The sequence below is a fragment of the Lysinibacillus sp. RC46 genome (assembly GCF_041262385.1).
In the GTDB taxonomy this organism is placed as follows: Bacteria; Bacillota; Bacilli; order Bacillales_A; family Planococcaceae; genus Lysinibacillus.
The window spans coordinates 72,969-89,559 of sequence record NZ_JBGCCF010000014.1; the positions used below are offsets into that span (position 1 = coordinate 72,969).

The 16,591-nt window shown below is 35.4% G+C and carries 14 protein-coding genes and 2 pseudogenes; 5 read left to right on the top strand and 11 right to left on the bottom strand.

The window, feature by feature from the left end; genetic code table 11:
- Positions 1 to 354: 354 nt before the first annotated feature.
- Both ABH966_RS14260 and ABH966_RS14265 read left to right on the top strand, forming a co-directional pair.
- Positions 355 to 1,224, top strand: a complete 870-nt coding sequence (locus ABH966_RS14260) for a cation diffusion facilitator family transporter (protein WP_370079478.1) — start codon at positions 355 to 357, stop codon at positions 1,222 to 1,224.
- Between the two features lie 351 nt (positions 1,225 to 1,575).
- Positions 1,576 to 2,216: pseudogene (locus tag ABH966_RS14265) on the top strand (transposase); the annotation flags it as partial.
- Between the two features lie 125 nt (positions 2,217 to 2,341).
- Here ABH966_RS14265 and ABH966_RS14270 read toward each other — a convergent pair.
- Complete coding sequence (locus ABH966_RS14270) at positions 2,342 to 2,836, bottom strand: GNAT family N-acetyltransferase (RefSeq protein ID WP_370079525.1); 495 nt, start codon at positions 2,834 to 2,836, stop codon at positions 2,342 to 2,344.
- Between the two features lie 241 nt (positions 2,837 to 3,077).
- On the opposite strand from ABH966_RS14270, the gene ABH966_RS14275 reads away from it, so the two are divergent.
- From ABH966_RS14275 to ABH966_RS14285, 3 genes are all read left to right on the top strand, one after another.
- Positions 3,078 to 4,112 (top strand): ElyC/SanA/YdcF family protein, encoded by a 1,035-nt coding sequence (locus tag ABH966_RS14275; RefSeq protein WP_370079479.1) that lies wholly within the window; start codon positions 3,078 to 3,080, stop codon positions 4,110 to 4,112.
- Between the two features lie 303 nt (positions 4,113 to 4,415).
- Positions 4,416 to 4,940: a SpoIIIAH-like family protein gene (locus ABH966_RS14280; RefSeq protein WP_370079480.1), complete on the top strand. Its 525-nt coding sequence runs from the start codon at positions 4,416 to 4,418 to the stop codon at positions 4,938 to 4,940.
- 304 nt (positions 4,941 to 5,244) lie between these two features.
- Positions 5,245 to 5,394 (top strand): YjcZ family sporulation protein, encoded by a 150-nt coding sequence (locus tag ABH966_RS14285; RefSeq protein WP_370079481.1) that lies wholly within the window; start codon positions 5,245 to 5,247, stop codon positions 5,392 to 5,394.
- Positions 5,395 to 5,771: 377 nt separating this feature from the next.
- Here the strand turns inward: ABH966_RS14285 and ABH966_RS14290 are convergent, their stop codons facing one another.
- The 10 genes and pseudogenes from ABH966_RS14290 to ABH966_RS14335 form a co-directional block, all read right to left on the bottom strand.
- The gene (locus ABH966_RS14290) at positions 5,772 to 7,151 is read right to left on the bottom strand and encodes an aminotransferase family protein (protein WP_370079482.1); all 1,380 of its coding nucleotides are present in this window, start codon (positions 7,149 to 7,151) and stop codon (positions 5,772 to 5,774) included.
- A 68-nt stretch (positions 7,152 to 7,219) separates the two neighbouring features.
- Positions 7,220 to 7,411 (bottom strand): annotated as a pseudogene (locus ABH966_RS14295) (alanine dehydrogenase); the annotation flags it as partial.
- 2 nt (positions 7,412 to 7,413) lie between these two features.
- The gene (locus ABH966_RS14300) at positions 7,414 to 8,805 is read right to left on the bottom strand and encodes an APC family permease (RefSeq protein ID WP_370079483.1); all 1,392 of its coding nucleotides are present in this window, start codon (positions 8,803 to 8,805) and stop codon (positions 7,414 to 7,416) included.
- A gap of 845 nt (positions 8,806 to 9,650) precedes the next feature.
- Entirely contained in the window at positions 9,651 to 10,469 is an 819-nt protein-coding gene (locus ABH966_RS14305) for a helix-turn-helix domain-containing protein (RefSeq protein WP_370079484.1), read from the bottom strand.
- A gap of 461 nt (positions 10,470 to 10,930) precedes the next feature.
- The gene (locus ABH966_RS14310; protein WP_370079485.1) at positions 10,931 to 12,424 is read right to left on the bottom strand and encodes an aldehyde dehydrogenase family protein; all 1,494 of its coding nucleotides are present in this window, start codon (positions 12,422 to 12,424) and stop codon (positions 10,931 to 10,933) included.
- 170 nt (positions 12,425 to 12,594) lie between these two features.
- Complete coding sequence (locus ABH966_RS14315) at positions 12,595 to 12,981, bottom strand: 5-carboxymethyl-2-hydroxymuconate Delta-isomerase (protein ID WP_370079486.1); 387 nt, start codon at positions 12,979 to 12,981, stop codon at positions 12,595 to 12,597.
- 13 nt (positions 12,982 to 12,994) lie between these two features.
- A complete protein-coding gene (locus tag ABH966_RS14320; protein WP_370079487.1) occupies positions 12,995 to 13,783 on the bottom strand; it encodes a fumarylacetoacetate hydrolase family protein in 789 nt (262 codons plus the stop codon).
- Between the two features lie 34 nt (positions 13,784 to 13,817).
- Entirely contained in the window at positions 13,818 to 14,576 is a 759-nt protein-coding gene (locus ABH966_RS14325) for a fumarylacetoacetate hydrolase family protein (RefSeq protein WP_370079488.1), read from the bottom strand.
- Positions 14,577 to 14,651: 75 nt separating this feature from the next.
- Entirely contained in the window at positions 14,652 to 16,208 is a 1,557-nt protein-coding gene (locus ABH966_RS14330) for a solute symporter family protein (protein WP_370079489.1), read from the bottom strand.
- Positions 16,209 to 16,212: 4 nt separating this feature from the next.
- Positions 16,213 to 16,566: a DUF485 domain-containing protein gene (locus ABH966_RS14335; RefSeq protein ID WP_370079490.1), complete on the bottom strand. Its 354-nt coding sequence runs from the start codon at positions 16,564 to 16,566 to the stop codon at positions 16,213 to 16,215.
- Positions 16,567 to 16,591: the final 25 nt, after the last annotated feature.

A 16,591-nucleotide genomic window follows, 5' to 3' on the forward strand; every position in this document is an offset into this window, starting at 1 on the left:
ATTATCTATAATCTGGATTTCACGACAAAAAAGCGAACAATTGAAAATCTATATTGATATTTAATCCTAGGAATTAAACCACTTTAATTTCTTAAGTAAACTTATCGCATCTACACATAATATAGTCATTATTCTTCTCTCACTTTATTAGCATACGATTTTAACCCAAACACCTTAGCTAGTGCACTCATTTGGTTGTACGATTTTTATAAAAAAAGATGGTTATGTCTTTTTCCTTTATACAACTTTTTTTCACACTAGTTATTTAATCGGAGTTAGGAAAAAACGTTGCTATAGACCCACTCAAAGTTTACTTGGTATCATAGGTTTATATTTATCAGGAGGTGATTTCAGGTGAATTCATCAAAAATTGCATTTTTATCAGTTTTAAGTAATTCTACTGTGGTCATATTAAAAATTATCGTTGGATTGTTCACAGGATCAGTTGCAATTTTATCGGAGGCAATCCATTCACTTCTAGACTTACTCGCCTCTTTTATTGCCTTTCTCTCCGTACGAATTTCCAGTAAACCAGCGGATAAAGAGCACCCCTACGGACATGGAAAGGTTGAAAATATATCAGGGACAATTGAAACACTTTTAATTTTTGTTGCTGGAATTTGGATTATTTATGAATGTATTCATAAAATTATCACTCCTACACCAATCAAACTCCCAGTTCTAGGAATACTGGTCATGTTATTAGGCGCCTTAATTAATTTTTTTGTTTCAAGGATTGTTTATAGGACTGCAAAGAATACCAACTCCGTTGCCATGAAATCAAATGCACTACACCTACTTACAGATGTCTATACATCATTAGGTGTTGCCTTGAGTTTACTGATTGTCCATTTAACTGGTTGGTACATTTTAGATCCAATCATCGGAATAATATTAGCATGTTATATTATGATGGAAGCTTTCAAACTAATGAAAGAAACATTTCCTCCATTAATGGATGCCCGATTATCAAAGGAAGAGGAAGAACAAATTATTCAAATTATTGAATCATTTAAAGATGAATACATTGAGTATCACGATTTTCGAACTAGACGTTCTGGTGCGGAAGAATACATCGATTTCCATTTAGTCGTAGCATCAAATGAAAGCATTGAAACCGTTCATAATTTATGTGATCGTATTGAAGAAAAGATTAATACCCTATTTCATCAAGCCAATATTCTTATTCACTTAGAACCGGAGAATGAAAAAATAAATGAATGATTTGCAAATGCGAGGGCACTGAAAAAGTCCATATCTTCTCACATTGCGAGGTATTCAACGATTAAATCGTTGAATACCTCGCTTTTTTCATTTGGCACTGTGACTCTACTGTTGTTTTCCGAAGCATTCCGCTCGCTTTCCGCGGGCGAGCGCCGAGCCTCCTCCTACGCTTCGCTTCGTGCGGGGTCTCGTCTGTCTCGCTTTCCCGCAGGAGTCGAGCGATGCTTCTCCAAACAACGCAATGTATCATACTATTATTTTAGTCACGCTTTCCTTGTAAAGGATGAATTAGCTTACTGTAAGGGAGTCATTTCAGTCATTGAAAAGTAACCACAAATTGCACAAATACCGGCTGTCATTACAACAGATGAAAAAAGCGATGGGAAATATCTTCAAGAATTAATTGAAAAAAGCACACTAGCAGGTATGAAAATTATTACAGTTATTGGAGACGCAGCTTACTCTGAAAAGGCAAATATCGAATATGCTAAAGAAGAGAAAATCGCCCTTGTGGCAAAGTTGAATCCTATTCTTACACAAGGACCACGAAAAGAAGAAGACAAGTTTGAGTTTAATAAAGATGCTGGAATGTTTGTTTGTAAGGCCGGCCATCTCGCGACAAGAAAAGCATGTACGGGTAAAAAAGAACGAGTAAGAGTCAAAGTCAGACATATTATTTTGATATTGAAAAATGCAAAGTATGTTCAATGAGAGAGGGCTGTTATAAAGAAGGCGCAAAAAGTAAAACGTATTCTGTCACAATTAAGTCAGATACACATGCCGAACAAGAGGCATTTCAAAATACGGAAGCTTTTAAGCAATTAGCCGCAAATCGCTACAAAGTAGAAGCGAAGAATAGTGAATTAATAAACGGACACGGGTACGATACGGCATCGACAGCGGGTCTATTTGGCATGGAAATTCAAGGTGCTACAACGATATTCGCTGTCAATTTGAAACGGATATTAAAGCTACTAAACGAAAATGAATAAGGAATAGAGACAGAAATAAGGAACTTCCATCTAAAAAAAGTTGTAATTGTAATCACTTAATCCTCATTATGTCTTACAATTACAACTTATTCTTTTATACTAAATATTAATTACCAATTAGTATTCTAATAATTTTGTACTGAATATATATGATGAATTTTATTAAAAATAAACAACTCCTTCTCCATCGTAAAACCATTTTTTTCAGCCACACGAATTAATGGTTCATTTTTAGGATCAATAATACTTATTAATTTTTCTTGTCCTAACTGTAAAAATCCATACTCTACACAACCTTTAGCCGCTTCAGTTGCATATCCTTTAGACCAATGTTTTTTATGAATATGGTAGCCTACTTCCACTTCAGTTTTTCCATCAACTATTTGTTTAACGAGTCCACAATCTCCAATTAATTCATTCGACTCTTTTAAACATACAGCCCATAAACCATAACCATCTTCTCGATATCTTTGTTTATTTTTCTCAACCCAGTTTTTTGTTTGTTCGAAATTAAATGGTGATGGATAATATTTCATTGTTTCAGCATCTGAAAAAATTGAGTAAAGTATAGAAATATCTTCATCATTAAATTCTCGTAATTCTAACCTTTCTGTCTCCATAATTATCAATATAGTCCCCCCTTAAATATGTAAATTATTTCTCCCTATTCTAAGTTTAGAAGAATCATCACTAGACTTGCAAGAATATATATTTCTTCTAATTTGTATGTGCAATTAACAATATTTTTTAAGGTTTATGTAAGGATTACGTAAAAAGGATGTAATTTCAAAAATCTATGCTAATATATAGGAGTTTAAAAATAATACGATCAATACTATATAGGCGAGGTGTAGGGTTTTTATGTATTTTGGGATTATTCCGCTTATCCTATTTTTTATTTTTTTGTATTCTTACTTGAAAGATCCCAGAAAGATTGTAAATGGCTTTTTATTTAATATTTTTTTCTGTTCATTTCTTTTATTTTGTACGATTATTTCATTAGCATCTGAAAACAATACTATAAAGCTTTTAGTTATTATTCCTTTAATAGCACTTTTCTTTATTATACCTTTTGGAATTGTAACTTTAATGTTCGGTCTATTTCTTAACGCAAGAATTTTAATGAAAAGAGAAGGAAGACGCTTAGCAAATTCCTTAACTTTAATTGTAGCTATTATTATTTTATTATTTATTGTCATGCCTATTATTAGTCCATCCAGTTTGTTATCTAATATATTTCAACCTATGTTTGGTGGAATATCGCTTATAATGTTTTATTTCTTGATTCATTTATCAAACTTTCTATCTGCATATTTCCTCTATCAGTTTAATAAACCAAAGTATAACCAAGATTTTATCATCGTACTAGGCAGTGGTTTAATTAACGATAAAGTACCACCACTTCTTGCCAGTAGAATTAATAAAGCTATTGATTTTTATCAGAAACAAGCAACGGTTACCACACCACCATCAATTATTTTCTCTGGAGGACAAGGTCCCGATGAAAATCTGCCTGAAGCGGAAGCGATGCAGAAATACGCTGTTGAAAAAGGCATTCCTCTTGAGCATACTATGCAAGAAAATCGTTCTGTAAACACCTATCAAAATATGTTATTTTCGAAACAAGTTATGGATACGTTAAAACCAGATGGTAAATACAACAGCATCTTTACAACAAATAATTTCCATCTTTTCCGTGCCGGTCTATACGCTAGACAAGCTGGTCTGAATAGCCAAGGTATCGGTTCAAAAACAGCATTTTATTATTGGCCCAACGCAATGGTTCGTGAATATGTTGCAATTGTTGTAATGGGGCGAAAAAGACATATGAAAGTTGTTGGGACAATCCTCGGAATTTCTCTACTCCTTTCTTTATTTGGCTTATTATTCTTATAGTTTGATGAAAAAAATAATCAACAAAAGGGTACTGAATCAAAAAATTATTCTAGTACCCTTTTATTAGTTGTTAGTATTCTTCCCCTGTAGCCAAACACGCAATACACTCGTTCATGACACCTATTTTAAATGCGAAGACGAAACTTAATTTTGATAATTTAAAGCGGCTTCGACAAATCGGATAGACAAAATGAGTTGTTTTCGTTTAACTGTCAGCATATTTATAAATAAATTTCTCATAAAACATACATTGAAAAGATGCTTAGTGGTGTTTAACCAAATTTATTGAGGGAGGGACAGTGAATGCACCTACAAAGTAAATCGTCTTGGTTACTTGCATTATTAACTCTAGTAGCGGTTATTTCAGTGTTTTATTTGTTGGATTCACCAAAACAATCCAAAGAGGATATTATCTTGTCTGTAGATGCAGATCAAAAAGCTGCAATACAGACTGTTACGAAGGAAGTATCTTCTTCTAGCCCTTTATTTGAAGAAACACGCCTACAAGTTAATAACGAAAGAAATCAACTTCGCCAAAAGTTAACGCAAAAAATAACGTCAAATGAGTATTTTGTTGAGGATCAAAATACAGCGTCTATGGAAATCGATACTCTCAATAAGGAAGAATCTACAGAGGCAATACTTGAGATGCAAATTAAATCATTAGGCTTTCCCGATGCTTTAGTAAGAATAGAAGGAGAAAACATTTCCGTAACAGTGGTGGCAAATAAATTATCAAAATCTCGAGCAAATGAGATTATTTATCTGGTTAAAAAAGAATGCGAGGATGCAAATGTGCAAGTAAAATTCGGTGCAAACAATTATTGAAAAATAGAAAAAAGGGGTCTTCATTTATTTACGAAAAACAGCGTCACGAAGGATTTTTTTAGTGGAAATACCGTTCTACCACCATCTGTGGAGAGCTTTGTAACGCTTCTCTTAAGTACATAAGAACCCCACTGCTTTAGCTGTGGGAGTAGTCAGTTCAATCCTAAGTGACCTTTTTTATTGTCTTATCCCACAAAAATATTACTAACTTGATTAATTTTTAATGCCTATTGTTGAATGGATGAATACCCCACTCCTTCTCAACAGCCTACATATTATATATTGTAGGAAGGAGGATTTTTTTATGGGATACTATGGAAACGCAGGTAATTTTAATTGTGGCTGTTATGGTGGCTATAGCCGTGGCCACGGTTCATCATTTACGCTGATTGTTGTTCTATTCATTCTTCTAATTATTATCGGCGCTACTTTCTTAAATAATGAAAACTGTTAGCATATCAATACAAAACTATCAGTCTTTCTCACCTCTTTAAAGGGTCGCTTCTTGCCTAGTGACCCTTTAATCGTTTCTTCCCTCATATTGTGCAGTTACTTTTTATCATCTATTGCATTAACATACGATGTTTACATGACCATTGCTGGCGTTCGGCTGTCGAATTACATTAATCTAGAATCGATTCTGTTCGTGGAGGGTCTTTCTCATACGAGGATATTCAAGGATCGGATCATGGGTAATAATAAATTACTGAATCATGTAAATCATTAAAATATATGAAAAAGGACACTTCCTATACTTAGGAAAAGCGTCCTATAATTGAATAACGATAGTAATTTACTATCAATAATCTTAATAGATTTTGCTAGCTTGAATTAAATCTGTTTTTCGAACCTTTTAAGAGCCTCAGACATTCTGTAAATAATCTCTTCAACCTGTTGGCTTGTAATAATAAGAGGTGGAGCAAGAGCAACCGTATTTGTTCCCTTCCAATCGAAGTAACGCAATTGCAGCCCTAAGTCCATGCATATATCTGTATACAGAGCTGCGGCATGTACCGACGGATCAAATGGGATGCCTTTTTCAGGATCTTTAACTAGCTCAATACCGGCAAGTAGACCGAGACCTCTTACATTCGTTATATGTTTATGATTGCTTTCGAGATACTTAAGTCCTTTTAATAATTCTTCACCACGAAGTCTACTATTCTCAACAATTTGATCTCTTTCTAATATCTCAAGTGTCTTCAAGCCAACCGCACAAGCCATTGGATGTCCACTATATGTGAATCCATGGAACATCATTTCATCTGATTGAATAAATGCTTCTCTTACATGCTCTCTCATAATTACGGCACCCAAGTGAGCGTAGCCACTTGAGATTCCTTTTGCAACACATAGAAGGTCCGGAACAATGTTCCAATTATCAACACCAAAGGTCTTTCCGGTTCTTCCAAACCCACAAATCACCTCATCTGCAATAAGCAAAATGTTGTGTTCGTCGCAAAGTTTGCGAACAGCTTGAAGGTATCCGTCAGGAGGAAATCTTACCCCGCCTGCGCCTTGGATTGGCTCCAGAATGACAGCAGCTATGGTGTCGGATCCTTCTGATTCAATCATTCCACGAATAGAACGCGAGTAATTTGGATCACTTTTGTCACCAAGTTCTGCATTCAAAACATGTGCTGCAGCTGTAAGGAAGTTCGGAGCATTGGAAGTCGTAAATTTGTTGAATCCCTCGATTCCGGTAGCACTTGTGGCTCCTACTGTAACTCCATGGAATGATTGTTCAAGAGAAATAATTTTAGTTTTCTCTGGCTGACCTTTTACTTTCCAATAAAAACGGGCTAGTTTAAACGCAGTATCATTAGATTCCGAGCCTCCCGATGTGAAGAAGCAAACATTCAAATCACCAGGTGCTAATGAAGCCACTTTCTGTGCTAAAAGGATAGCGGGCTCATTGGATTGTCCGCTGAATGAAGAGCTGTAAGAAAGTTTTAACATCTGCTGTTTTGCTACCTCAGCAAGCTCTTCATTCCCATAGCCAAGGTTTACATTCCAAAGCATCGAAACCCCATCAATACGCTCTTTCCCCTCTATGTCTTTCAGATAAATTCCTTTGCCTTCTGTAAAGATTGTTGAAGGCCCTGATAAATAATGAGCTCTTGGTGGTGTCGTTGGATGCAAATAATGTTTTTTATCCAGTTCTGATAATTCCAATTTGCTTAGGTTATTTCGCTTTGCAACGTATTGCATATTTTATTCCTCCTTTAATAGACAAATATAATTAAGCATTCCTAGCTATTTAATAATTAATTTTCGATTTATGAAATTACCCTTTCACACTCTATCAGGCTCTCAATAAGGGTATATAAATAGCCATGAGCTTCGGCTACAGCTTTATATGTCACAAATCCTCCAATAACGTTAATTCCTTTAGCTAATGCCAGAGCAGCTTGTCTAAATCCTTGATTTGCAATTTTCACACCATATGGGATTGTCACATTCGTTAGCGCATTTAACTAACATTCTGCCCTTCTATATCTGTTAAGAGTTTCTTGGATTCTTTTGAATACAGGGATCGAATCGCTAAATAACACACACCAATTCCCATCCAGGTAAATCCAACTATTTTTCCAGCTGTTGAAAGCCCCCACAAGATATAAAGACAAACCAACGTTCCAATTAATGGAATAATCAAATATTTAACGATATTTTTTTGCTTATTTTTTAAATAGTAGTGTTTAATTACACAAATATTCACGAAAGCAAATCCTAATAATCCACCAAATGCAACTAAGTCTGATACAATTTGCAGATTCAAAGATATTGCACCAATCATTCCGATTATTGACATTAATAAAATATTATTAATTGGTGTTTTATACTTTGGATGGATATAGCTAAAAAATTTTTGAGGGATGACATTGTCACGTCCCATCCCCAAGAGCAGACGACTTGAAGCTGCTTGGCTCGCTAAGGCGCTTGCAATTCCAGATGCGATAATCGTAAGTGTAATATAAGTCTGGAGGAACCCGCCCCCTATCGTCTCTAAAACGTTGAAGAAGGCTGTGTCGGGATTATCAATAGTTAAATAGTCCCCTACAAGAATCACTGCTAAATAAGTTACGGAAACATAAAATACTGTTTGAATGATACAGGTAAACAAAATGGCCAAACCAATTTTATTCCCCCCTACGTTCGTCTCTTCAGCCAAGGTTGTAATAGCATCAAAACCTAGGTAAGCGACAATAACAATAGCTGCCCCGCCAATAACTGCTCCTATTGAAAATGAATCACCATCATAAATTGCATTATAGTTTATTAAAGTTAAATCCCCCGTTATAATATAGTGACTTGCGCTGAAAACGAAGGCAATCACCGCGATAATCATGAGGAGCACTAAAACTAAATTCAACTTAGCCGCTATATCAATTCCAATTATATTTATAATCGTGATTGGGATAGCGAAAATGAGAACCCAACCCCAAACTGGAATGCTTGGTACAAGGGCGTTTGCAAAACTTGCACTGATCAAAAAAGTTAGCATGGGTATCAACAGATAATCAAGGAGCATTCCCCATCCTGCTATAAATCCTATTTTAGGGTGTAGCGCTTTATGGGCGTAGGTATAGGTTGAACCCGCAACTGGGTAAGCTTCAACCATTTTACCGAAACTGTACGCCGTAAATAACATTGCAACAAAACCAAGAACATAAGAGAGGACAGAATGGCCCTGAGATACCAATGTGATAATTCCAAACATTGACATCGCTGCAACTGGTGCCATAAAGCCAAGACCAAAAATAACTAAATCTCGCATCTTTAAACTTCTTTTTAGACTTTGCCCATCTGATAAAATTTGAATGTTCCCTATTGATTTTTGTGTTTCTATAATCCCTACCCCCATTGGCGTTATTATAATTTTGTTATTTATACAAAACGTTACCCTCCATACCAATTCAAAACTTTTTCATTCAAGTCAACCCAGGCGCTTGCCTAACTGGACATTTCCATAGCCCGCACTCCTAATTCACGTCCGAAACCATTTTGTTTCATCCCTTCAAAAAATGCTGCATGGTTTAAGAAGCTGTATGCATTTACCTATTGATGTAATTGCTTATCTGAAACCTGAGAACCCATCTGGATTGTCGGACCTAGAGGATTTCCTACCCATATCGACTGTGCTTTCTTTACAAATAGCTCCATAAAATCATCTTAGATTGAATCTTGCACAAAATCTGCTTTGATAGGCAGGCAGTTTCTTTTCACTCTACTTCCGCAAGAAAATCAAAATACTCCCGCATTCTTAGCGCAGCTCTATATAGCAAACGGCCATGTTTCGATGGAACCATTTCAGCCAAAAGCCTTCCTAGTAGCTTTGACTGGAGGTCCACATCTTCTGGTCTGACCTCGGATAAGACGGAATTCACTTTTCAGTTCTGGGATTAATAAACGAAAATGTTCTGCCTAACACGGCCTCAACCCAGTTACAACTAATAAACAGTTAGTATTTCGTCATTCATCTGACTCCCCTCTTTGATTTTGTTGATTGCCCATTTTTCCTTAGAACTGTAGTAGGAAAATAAGCATTCTTTATATTAATTACAGATTATCAGATTAAGATAATTTGATATTGTAAAAATCGGAACATTCTAAATTTTCACCCAAGGATTCTTCAAGTATGCGCATGCCGGGTGCACTTAAAAAAGCAATTACTTAAATAAGTAATTGCTTGAGCTATACAAACATTATTTAGCTGGTTTTCAGGCAACTTTTTTGCCCAGTTAATTGATAAGGTGTCATGCATCCAAAATTCCGAAACTCATGAATCAAATGGGCTTGGTCATAATAACCATTCTCATAAATAACATCATTTAACGTAGAGTGGGTTGTCCTCAGAAGCATATTTAGTGATGATTGAAATCTTACTATTTGGCTAAATAATTTTGGGGAAATTCCAATATGATCTTCAAATTGTTTTCTTAAATATCTAGTTGAATATCCTACTTCTTCTGCAAGTTGAGCTATGGTAATATTACCTCTTGTCGCGTATATATTATATAATGCTTGTTTTATTAGTTTTGATGATTTATCAATCTCAAAAATTTGACTTCCCAATATTTCATTGAATATATTGACTCTCTCCGTAAAACTATCGTAGGTTACTACCCTTTCTAAAATATTCGTATTTACAGGAAACATTTCATTTAAGGAAACTTCTTTATCTGTAAGGTCTTTTATACCGAATTTTATTTTCTTAATATCTAGACATGGCAGAAAACGAAACCCAAAGTATGTACTGTTTGGGAGAAGGTTAATCTCTCTACTTTTAGTAACGCTTCCACAAATATTACCGTAATGCTGATCACAATTAATGAGAATATCGATACATCCATCCGGGATAACAGAAATTTGATTACTGACCCCTCCCATTTTAAATTGGTAAAACAGAATAGATGGTTGATTTGGTTTAATTCTAACTTTTTGTTCAGTATAGTAATCTGTCTGAAATTCAAAGTCAGGCTGAGACGGCAAGTAACTAATTATTTTGGAATTTAAAGGATTAATCAACTTTATACCACCTTTAATACAAATTAGTAAACGCTTACAAATCAATGTTTAATATGTGATAATTTCCTCGGTTAATCGAATAACAGCTAAATCAACGATTTGAAAGTTGCTAATGTTGTTTACGAATGTTCGTAAAATAAGTGTAATAAAAAAAGGAAAAATAATCAATAAAACTTTCGGAAAATTTAGATAATTAATTATCTCCCCTCAGTGTTCCTTTTATTTGCTGAAGATGGTAAATTCTTCGAAAAAGTAGACGAGTTACGAATAGCGGGCAGACTTTAAAACAGCTATAAAGAGCGCTTTCCCATTCATAGTAAGTTAAAAGCCTGTATCCCTTGTCACTCAAGGTTACAGGCTTTTCTAACAACGGTTCAATGCTTTATTGAGAAATATCTTCAAATCTATTAATATCCTCTTAATAGTATCGAGCTGTAAGTAATTTGAACTTCGCTGCAATCCTAAAACGGATAATCTAATTTACTTGTCTGTACGGATACCCATTTCGTAACAGTAAACTCATCTACAATCCATTCATATCCAAATCGCCCAATTCCACTTTGTTTCACTCCACCAAATGGAACATTTCCTTCTAGCACTGCAGGCATATCATTTATATGTGTTGTACCAGATTCGATCTCAAGGGCTAATCTTTCCCCTCTTTCTAAGTCACTAGTTATAATGGCAGAGGATAGTCCATATTCCGTGTCATTAGCAAAACGAATGGCCTCTTCATCACTTTCAGCCGGAATAATTTGTGCAACAGGACCGAAGATTTCACAAGATGCAAGACTTGAATCATTAGGTACATCAACAAATACAAATGGAGAAATAACATTCCCTGTACGGTCACCTTCTACGGCAACTTTTAATCCACTTTCCTTTGCTTTATTAACTAAATCCATGATTTTATCAGCTTGTTTTTCATTTATAACAGGTCCAATAATTGTGTTAGGGTCCTTGGGGTCTCCTACTGTTAATCCCTTTACTTTTTCTACGTATCTAGCAACAAATTCATCATAAATATCTCTATGAACAATAATTCGGTTTGTAATCGCACAGATTTGGCCACTATGCAAAAATTTCCCGAAGATGGCGGCTCTCACAGCTTGTTCAACGTCGGCATCTCCTAAAACTACCAAAGGATTATTGCCTCCAAGTTCTAATGCCATTTGTTTTAATGTTCCGCCTGTTACCTTATTAATATGTTTTCCTACTGCAGTTGATCCTGTAAAACTGATAAACGAAGAATTCTTATTTAACAGGAATTCATCTCCTGATTCTTGAAGATCGGTTAAAATTGAATTAAACACTCCAGCAGGAAGTCCTGCTTCTTCGAAAGCCTTTGCAAAAACTTGTCCACCAACTATTCCAACTTGGAGATCTGGTTTATGAACAACACTGTTCCCGAGAGCAATGGCCGGGAAAATTGTTCTTGTTGCCATGTTAAATGGAAAGTTAAAAGGTGTGATGGACGTAATTACACCTAAAGGTAATCGATATACACGGCTAACCTTTCCTGGTGTAGTAGATGCATAATTTTGGGGTCTGTATATTTCATCAACCATATTAATAGAATCTTTTATGTCACTAACCCCAAAGCCAAACTCAATATGAGCTTTAAGTAGTGTTCCACCTGTTTCCCGTGTAATTAATTCCAAAATATGCTCTTTATTTTTCTCTAAATAGTCTAATGCTTTCGTTAAAACCTCTCTTCTTTGTTCTGGAGTAGATTTAGCCCATTCCTTTTGAGCTACTTTTGCTTTGTGATATGCGTCTTTTATTTGCTCTACATTCGCTAATTCTACAGATGTAATAGTTGACTGATCATATGGATCCTTTATTGAATAAGTTCTTTTACTACCACCCTCTACCCATTGACCGCCAATATAACTTTTGTTTATTTTACTTGCCCATTCAATGCAGTTCACATCTAAAGCCTGATTCTTTGTCATTTAAAGTCCCCTTCCTGAAATGAAAATCTATACTTAACGCGATGTAATCTAAATTGTAAGCGGTATTAATTGTTTTTTATTGTAAAAAGCGGAACTATACTTATCAGGATGATAATTGCTAAGAGAAGCAAAAAAATAAAAGAATAGGAATGAACGACTTACACGCCTTCTTACTTTTTAAAACGTGTATGAATATTGTTATACTTGTAAGTACCTTCCTCACTGAATTCAATCAATTCCATAGATAATGCCAGGTATCGTCTAGTAAATAGATCAGCAAAATGATCCTTCATTACTTCGAATAATTCGTCACAAGTTTCTTTCTTATTTTCAGCCGATCTTCCCGCCCCAATTTTTAATATAGCATGAACAAATGCATCATCTTCTGCTCCATCTGCTACTCGGTAATCTTGAAGTTCAACTGCTCTTGATCGAATTCCTCCAGTCGGAAAAAGATTACTACGGCTAATCAAAACATCATTCACTTTTTTAAGCAAATTCGGAATGTCTGTTTCTTTCTTTATGTTATCGGTATACTCAACAATAAAATGCGGCATGTTTTCATCCCTTTCACTGACTAAAAATAGCGTTATCACTTTTAGTTTTTAAGAAATGTTTTTCGCTAATAATGGTATTTACTAGTCGTCCCACTCCTTCAATTTCAGTAATGACTTCATCTCCTTCCTTTGTATCAACTAAGCCCTCAGGCGTACCAGTAAGGATAATGTCGTTTTTATTTAATGTCATAAAACTACTTAAATACTCAATTAATTGCGGAATACTAAAAATCATATCTTTCGTTGTGCCTTCCTGAGTCACTTTTCCATTTACATAAGTACGCAATGTAAGATTCATAGGATCTTCAACATCTTTTGCATCGACTAGCCATGGACCGATTGGTGTACAAGTATCTCTATTCTTCACTTTTAAATTTGGACGATAATAGTTTTCTAAATAATCACGGATGGCATAGTCATTTGCAACGGTATATCCTGCTACATAATCATAAGCATCTTCTCGTTTAATGTTTGTCCCGGAACGACCAATGACAACTGCAAGTTCACATTCATAATGCATATTGGTAGCCTCAGCCGGTCGGTAAGTCTGACCTCGATGACCAATCAAAGTATTAGGACCTTTTAGAAAAACTAAAGGTTCTGTTGGTGCTTGAAAAGCAAGTTCCTTTGCATGATCTGCATAATTTAGTCCTAAAGCAAAAATGGTTCTAGGTTGGACAGGCGGTAGCCAGACCACTTCCTCCTCAGAAACAATTTGTCCATTATCTAGTTTCAGGTGACCATCATTTGTTTCAATTGCTTGATGAATGACATCCTGAAATACTACACGTGCATGTTTCATAATAATCGCGCTCCTTTACAAAACAATGAGATTTTCATTTAACTGTATTTTCCAAATAACCGATTCCATCGATTGCAATCCGTACTCGATCTCCCTCTTTCACAAGCGGGGGATTTTCAGGTACCCCAACCAGTAAAACATCTCCCTCATACAGCGTCATGAATTCCGAAATTTCAGAAATCAATTGCGATACAGGACGAATTAAATTGGCCGTTGTATTCTTTTGTTTTAATTCATCGTTAACGAATACAGTAATCGTCAACTTATTAGGGTCAGAGATTGCATCGCGTTCAATAATCCATGGACCTACAGGGCAAAAGTTATCTCTTGCTTTTTGTTTAATAGCTGGTCGATAAAAATTCTCATGTGGAATACTCACATCATTTACAATGGTGTATCCTAATACATGATCTAAAGCTTTTTCTTCTGTTACACGAGTAGCATTTTTCCCTATGACAATGCCTAATGAGGCACCTACTTGCAGATGAGATGTATCCTCGGGTAATGGAATTGAAGATTTAAATCCAGTAATGGTGTTCACCGGTTTTATATATAAGACAGGCGCTTTGGGAGGCTGTTTATAAGGTTCTTTTGTTAAAGATGAACCTAATGCCTTAATCTCGCCACTATAATTTAATAAAGCCCCATATACTGTACCCGAAATTGGCGCCTCCAAAGAGGACTGTTCTACGGTTAAATTTCTATCACCGAGAATAATTGTATTGCTTTGAGGATCTACTTCCACTTCTTTTGTGTGAAGGGTTTCACTAAATTTAATAATTGCCTTACTCATAACTATTCACTCCTCTCATAAACTCGTAAATTCTTCTGATAATTACTTAATATTATTGACCTTGCAAAACTATTACTAATGATTAACTACACCTTTAACATCATTACCTATATTTGACTTAACGATAATTTTTGAAAAATTATCCTCTACATTTTTTGACTTACGGGCTCCTATATATGTACCAATATAGCAGCCTAAGAAACCTAACGGTATTGAAAGAATTCCTGGTGATGCAAGAGGGAAAATAGGATTACCAGTAAATAAGGCTACACCTGGTTGTGGATTCCAAACATTTGGACTTAACATAACCAGACCAATCGTGCTAATTAATCCTATAAGCATCCCAAAGATTGCTCCAGTTTTGTTGAATTTTCTCCAAAAAATAGTTAATAAAATAACTGGTAAATTCGAACTCGCTGCTAATGTTAGAGCGAGTGATGATAAAAAGGCAACATTAAAATTTTGAAGAAATAGTGATAAGGCAACGGCACTAGCAGTGATGACAATCGATGCAAGACGTACCATAAACATTTGCTGTTTTTCGGTTGCTTTCCCGTCTTTTAAAATTTCGTTATAAAAGTCATGGGAAAATGCTGTTGCTCCTGTAACTACAATTCCAGCAACAACTGCGAGAATAGTAGCAAAAGAAACCGCAGAAATGAAAGCAAACATAAAATCTCCGCCAATAAACTTTGCTAATAATGGCGCTGCCATATTCCCTGCTGGGTTAGCCTCTATAATATTCGAAGTCCCAACTAGTTTTGCTGCTCCAAGCCCAAGGAAAATGACCATAATATGGAATAGCCCCATAATCCACATAAGCCAAACAACTGACTTTCTGGCAACCTGAGCATTAGGTACAGTTAAAAAGCGAACTAATACATGGGGTAGACCCGCTGTCCCAAGAATGAGCCCAAGTGTTAAAGAAGCTGCATCCCATCCGTTTTTATATTTTAAACCAGGATTTAAGAAATCAATTCCAAAAGGAGTGGCTGTTTTCATATCAGTAAAAATGCCAATAAAATTAAAATTAAATTTCCACATAACCATGACAAACATAATAAAGGTTCCACCTACTAAAAGAACGGCTTTAATAATTTGAACCCAGCTTGTTGCGGTCATTCCTCCAAACAAAACAAAAGCTAACATAGCAACACCAACAATAAGGACTGAAATATTATACGGAATACCTAATAATAATTTGAATAAAGCTCCTGCAGCAACAAGCTGTGCGAGCATATAAAAAACTGAGATGATTATTGTATTGAAGGCAGTTACACCTCGTACTTGTTTAAACTTAAATCGCGCAGTAATCATATCACCTAGCGTATATTTCCCAAGATTCCTTAATGGTTCTGCAACTAAAAATAAAATGACAAGAAAAGAAACAAGGGCACCGTACATGAGGAAAAATCCGTCATATCCCGTTAAAGAAAAGGCTCCAATTAACCCTAAAAAGGTAGATGCAGACATAAAGTCTCCAGCTAAAGCAAGACCATTTTGCCTAGCAGTCAGACCACCTCCAGCTGTATAAAAAGAACCTGCCGTTTTTGTTTTTTTTGAAGCATAGTACGTAATGAAAAGTACCCCTATTGACATGAGTATAAAAAGAAGAATAATATCCCATCCCATATGTCTACAGCCCCTCTTTTACTATGATTTGCTTTACCTTTTCGTCAAATTCAGCAGCCTTCTTTACATAAACACTGCATACCCCAAATGACATAAAGATAATTGAAATACCGTAAATCCACGCCAACGTAATGTCTCCTATTACTTGGACGTTTAATAGATTTGTAAACAAGGCTAGGAATGGTAAAGCTAGTGAATAAGCCAAATAAAAAATTGTGTATGGAATAATAAACTTTTTCTTATATAAAAGTAGTTGTTTAAAATCCTCCGAAGCGGAAATTTTGTCGTAATCTATTTGTTTGTTGTCTTGTTGTTCGATGTCTTTTTTCACACTACTCTGTTCTTTTACTAGCTCCAAATTGATAGCACCTCTTTCCTAATAA

Bases quoted from the DNA above. Each gene is read 5' to 3' on its own strand.
- ABH966_RS14280 (WP_370079480.1), top strand. From the start codon at position 4,416: ATGCACCTACAAAGTAAATCGTCTTGGTTACTTGCATTATTAACTCTA.
- ABH966_RS14275 (WP_370079479.1), top strand. From the start codon at position 3,078: ATGTATTTTGGGATTATTCCGCTTATCCTATTTTTTATTTTTTTGTAT.
- ABH966_RS14285 (WP_370079481.1), top strand. From the start codon at position 5,245: ATGGGATACTATGGAAACGCAGGTAATTTTAATTGTGGCTGTTATGGT.
- ABH966_RS14330 (WP_370079489.1), bottom strand. From the start codon at position 16,208: ATGGGATGGGATATTATTCTTCTTTTTATACTCATGTCAATAGGGGTA.
- ABH966_RS14270 (WP_370079525.1), bottom strand. From the start codon at position 2,836: ATGGAGACAGAAAGGTTAGAATTACGAGAATTTAATGATGAAGATATT.
- ABH966_RS14315 (WP_370079486.1), bottom strand. From the start codon at position 12,981: ATGCCGCATTTTATTGTTGAGTATACCGATAACATAAAGAAAGAAACA.
- ABH966_RS14320 (WP_370079487.1), bottom strand. From the start codon at position 13,783: ATGAAACATGCACGTGTAGTATTTCAGGATGTCATTCATCAAGCAATT.
- ABH966_RS14310 (WP_370079485.1), bottom strand. From the start codon at position 12,424: ATGACAAAGAATCAGGCTTTAGATGTGAACTGCATTGAATGGGCAAGT.
- ABH966_RS14290 (WP_370079482.1), bottom strand. From the start codon at position 7,151: ATGCAATACGTTGCAAAGCGAAATAACCTAAGCAAATTGGAATTATCA.
- ABH966_RS14325 (WP_370079488.1), bottom strand. From the start codon at position 14,576: ATGAGTAAGGCAATTATTAAATTTAGTGAAACCCTTCACACAAAAGAA.
- ABH966_RS14300 (WP_370079483.1), bottom strand. From the start codon at position 8,805: ATGGGGGTAGGGATTATAGAAACACAAAAATCAATAGGGAACATTCAA.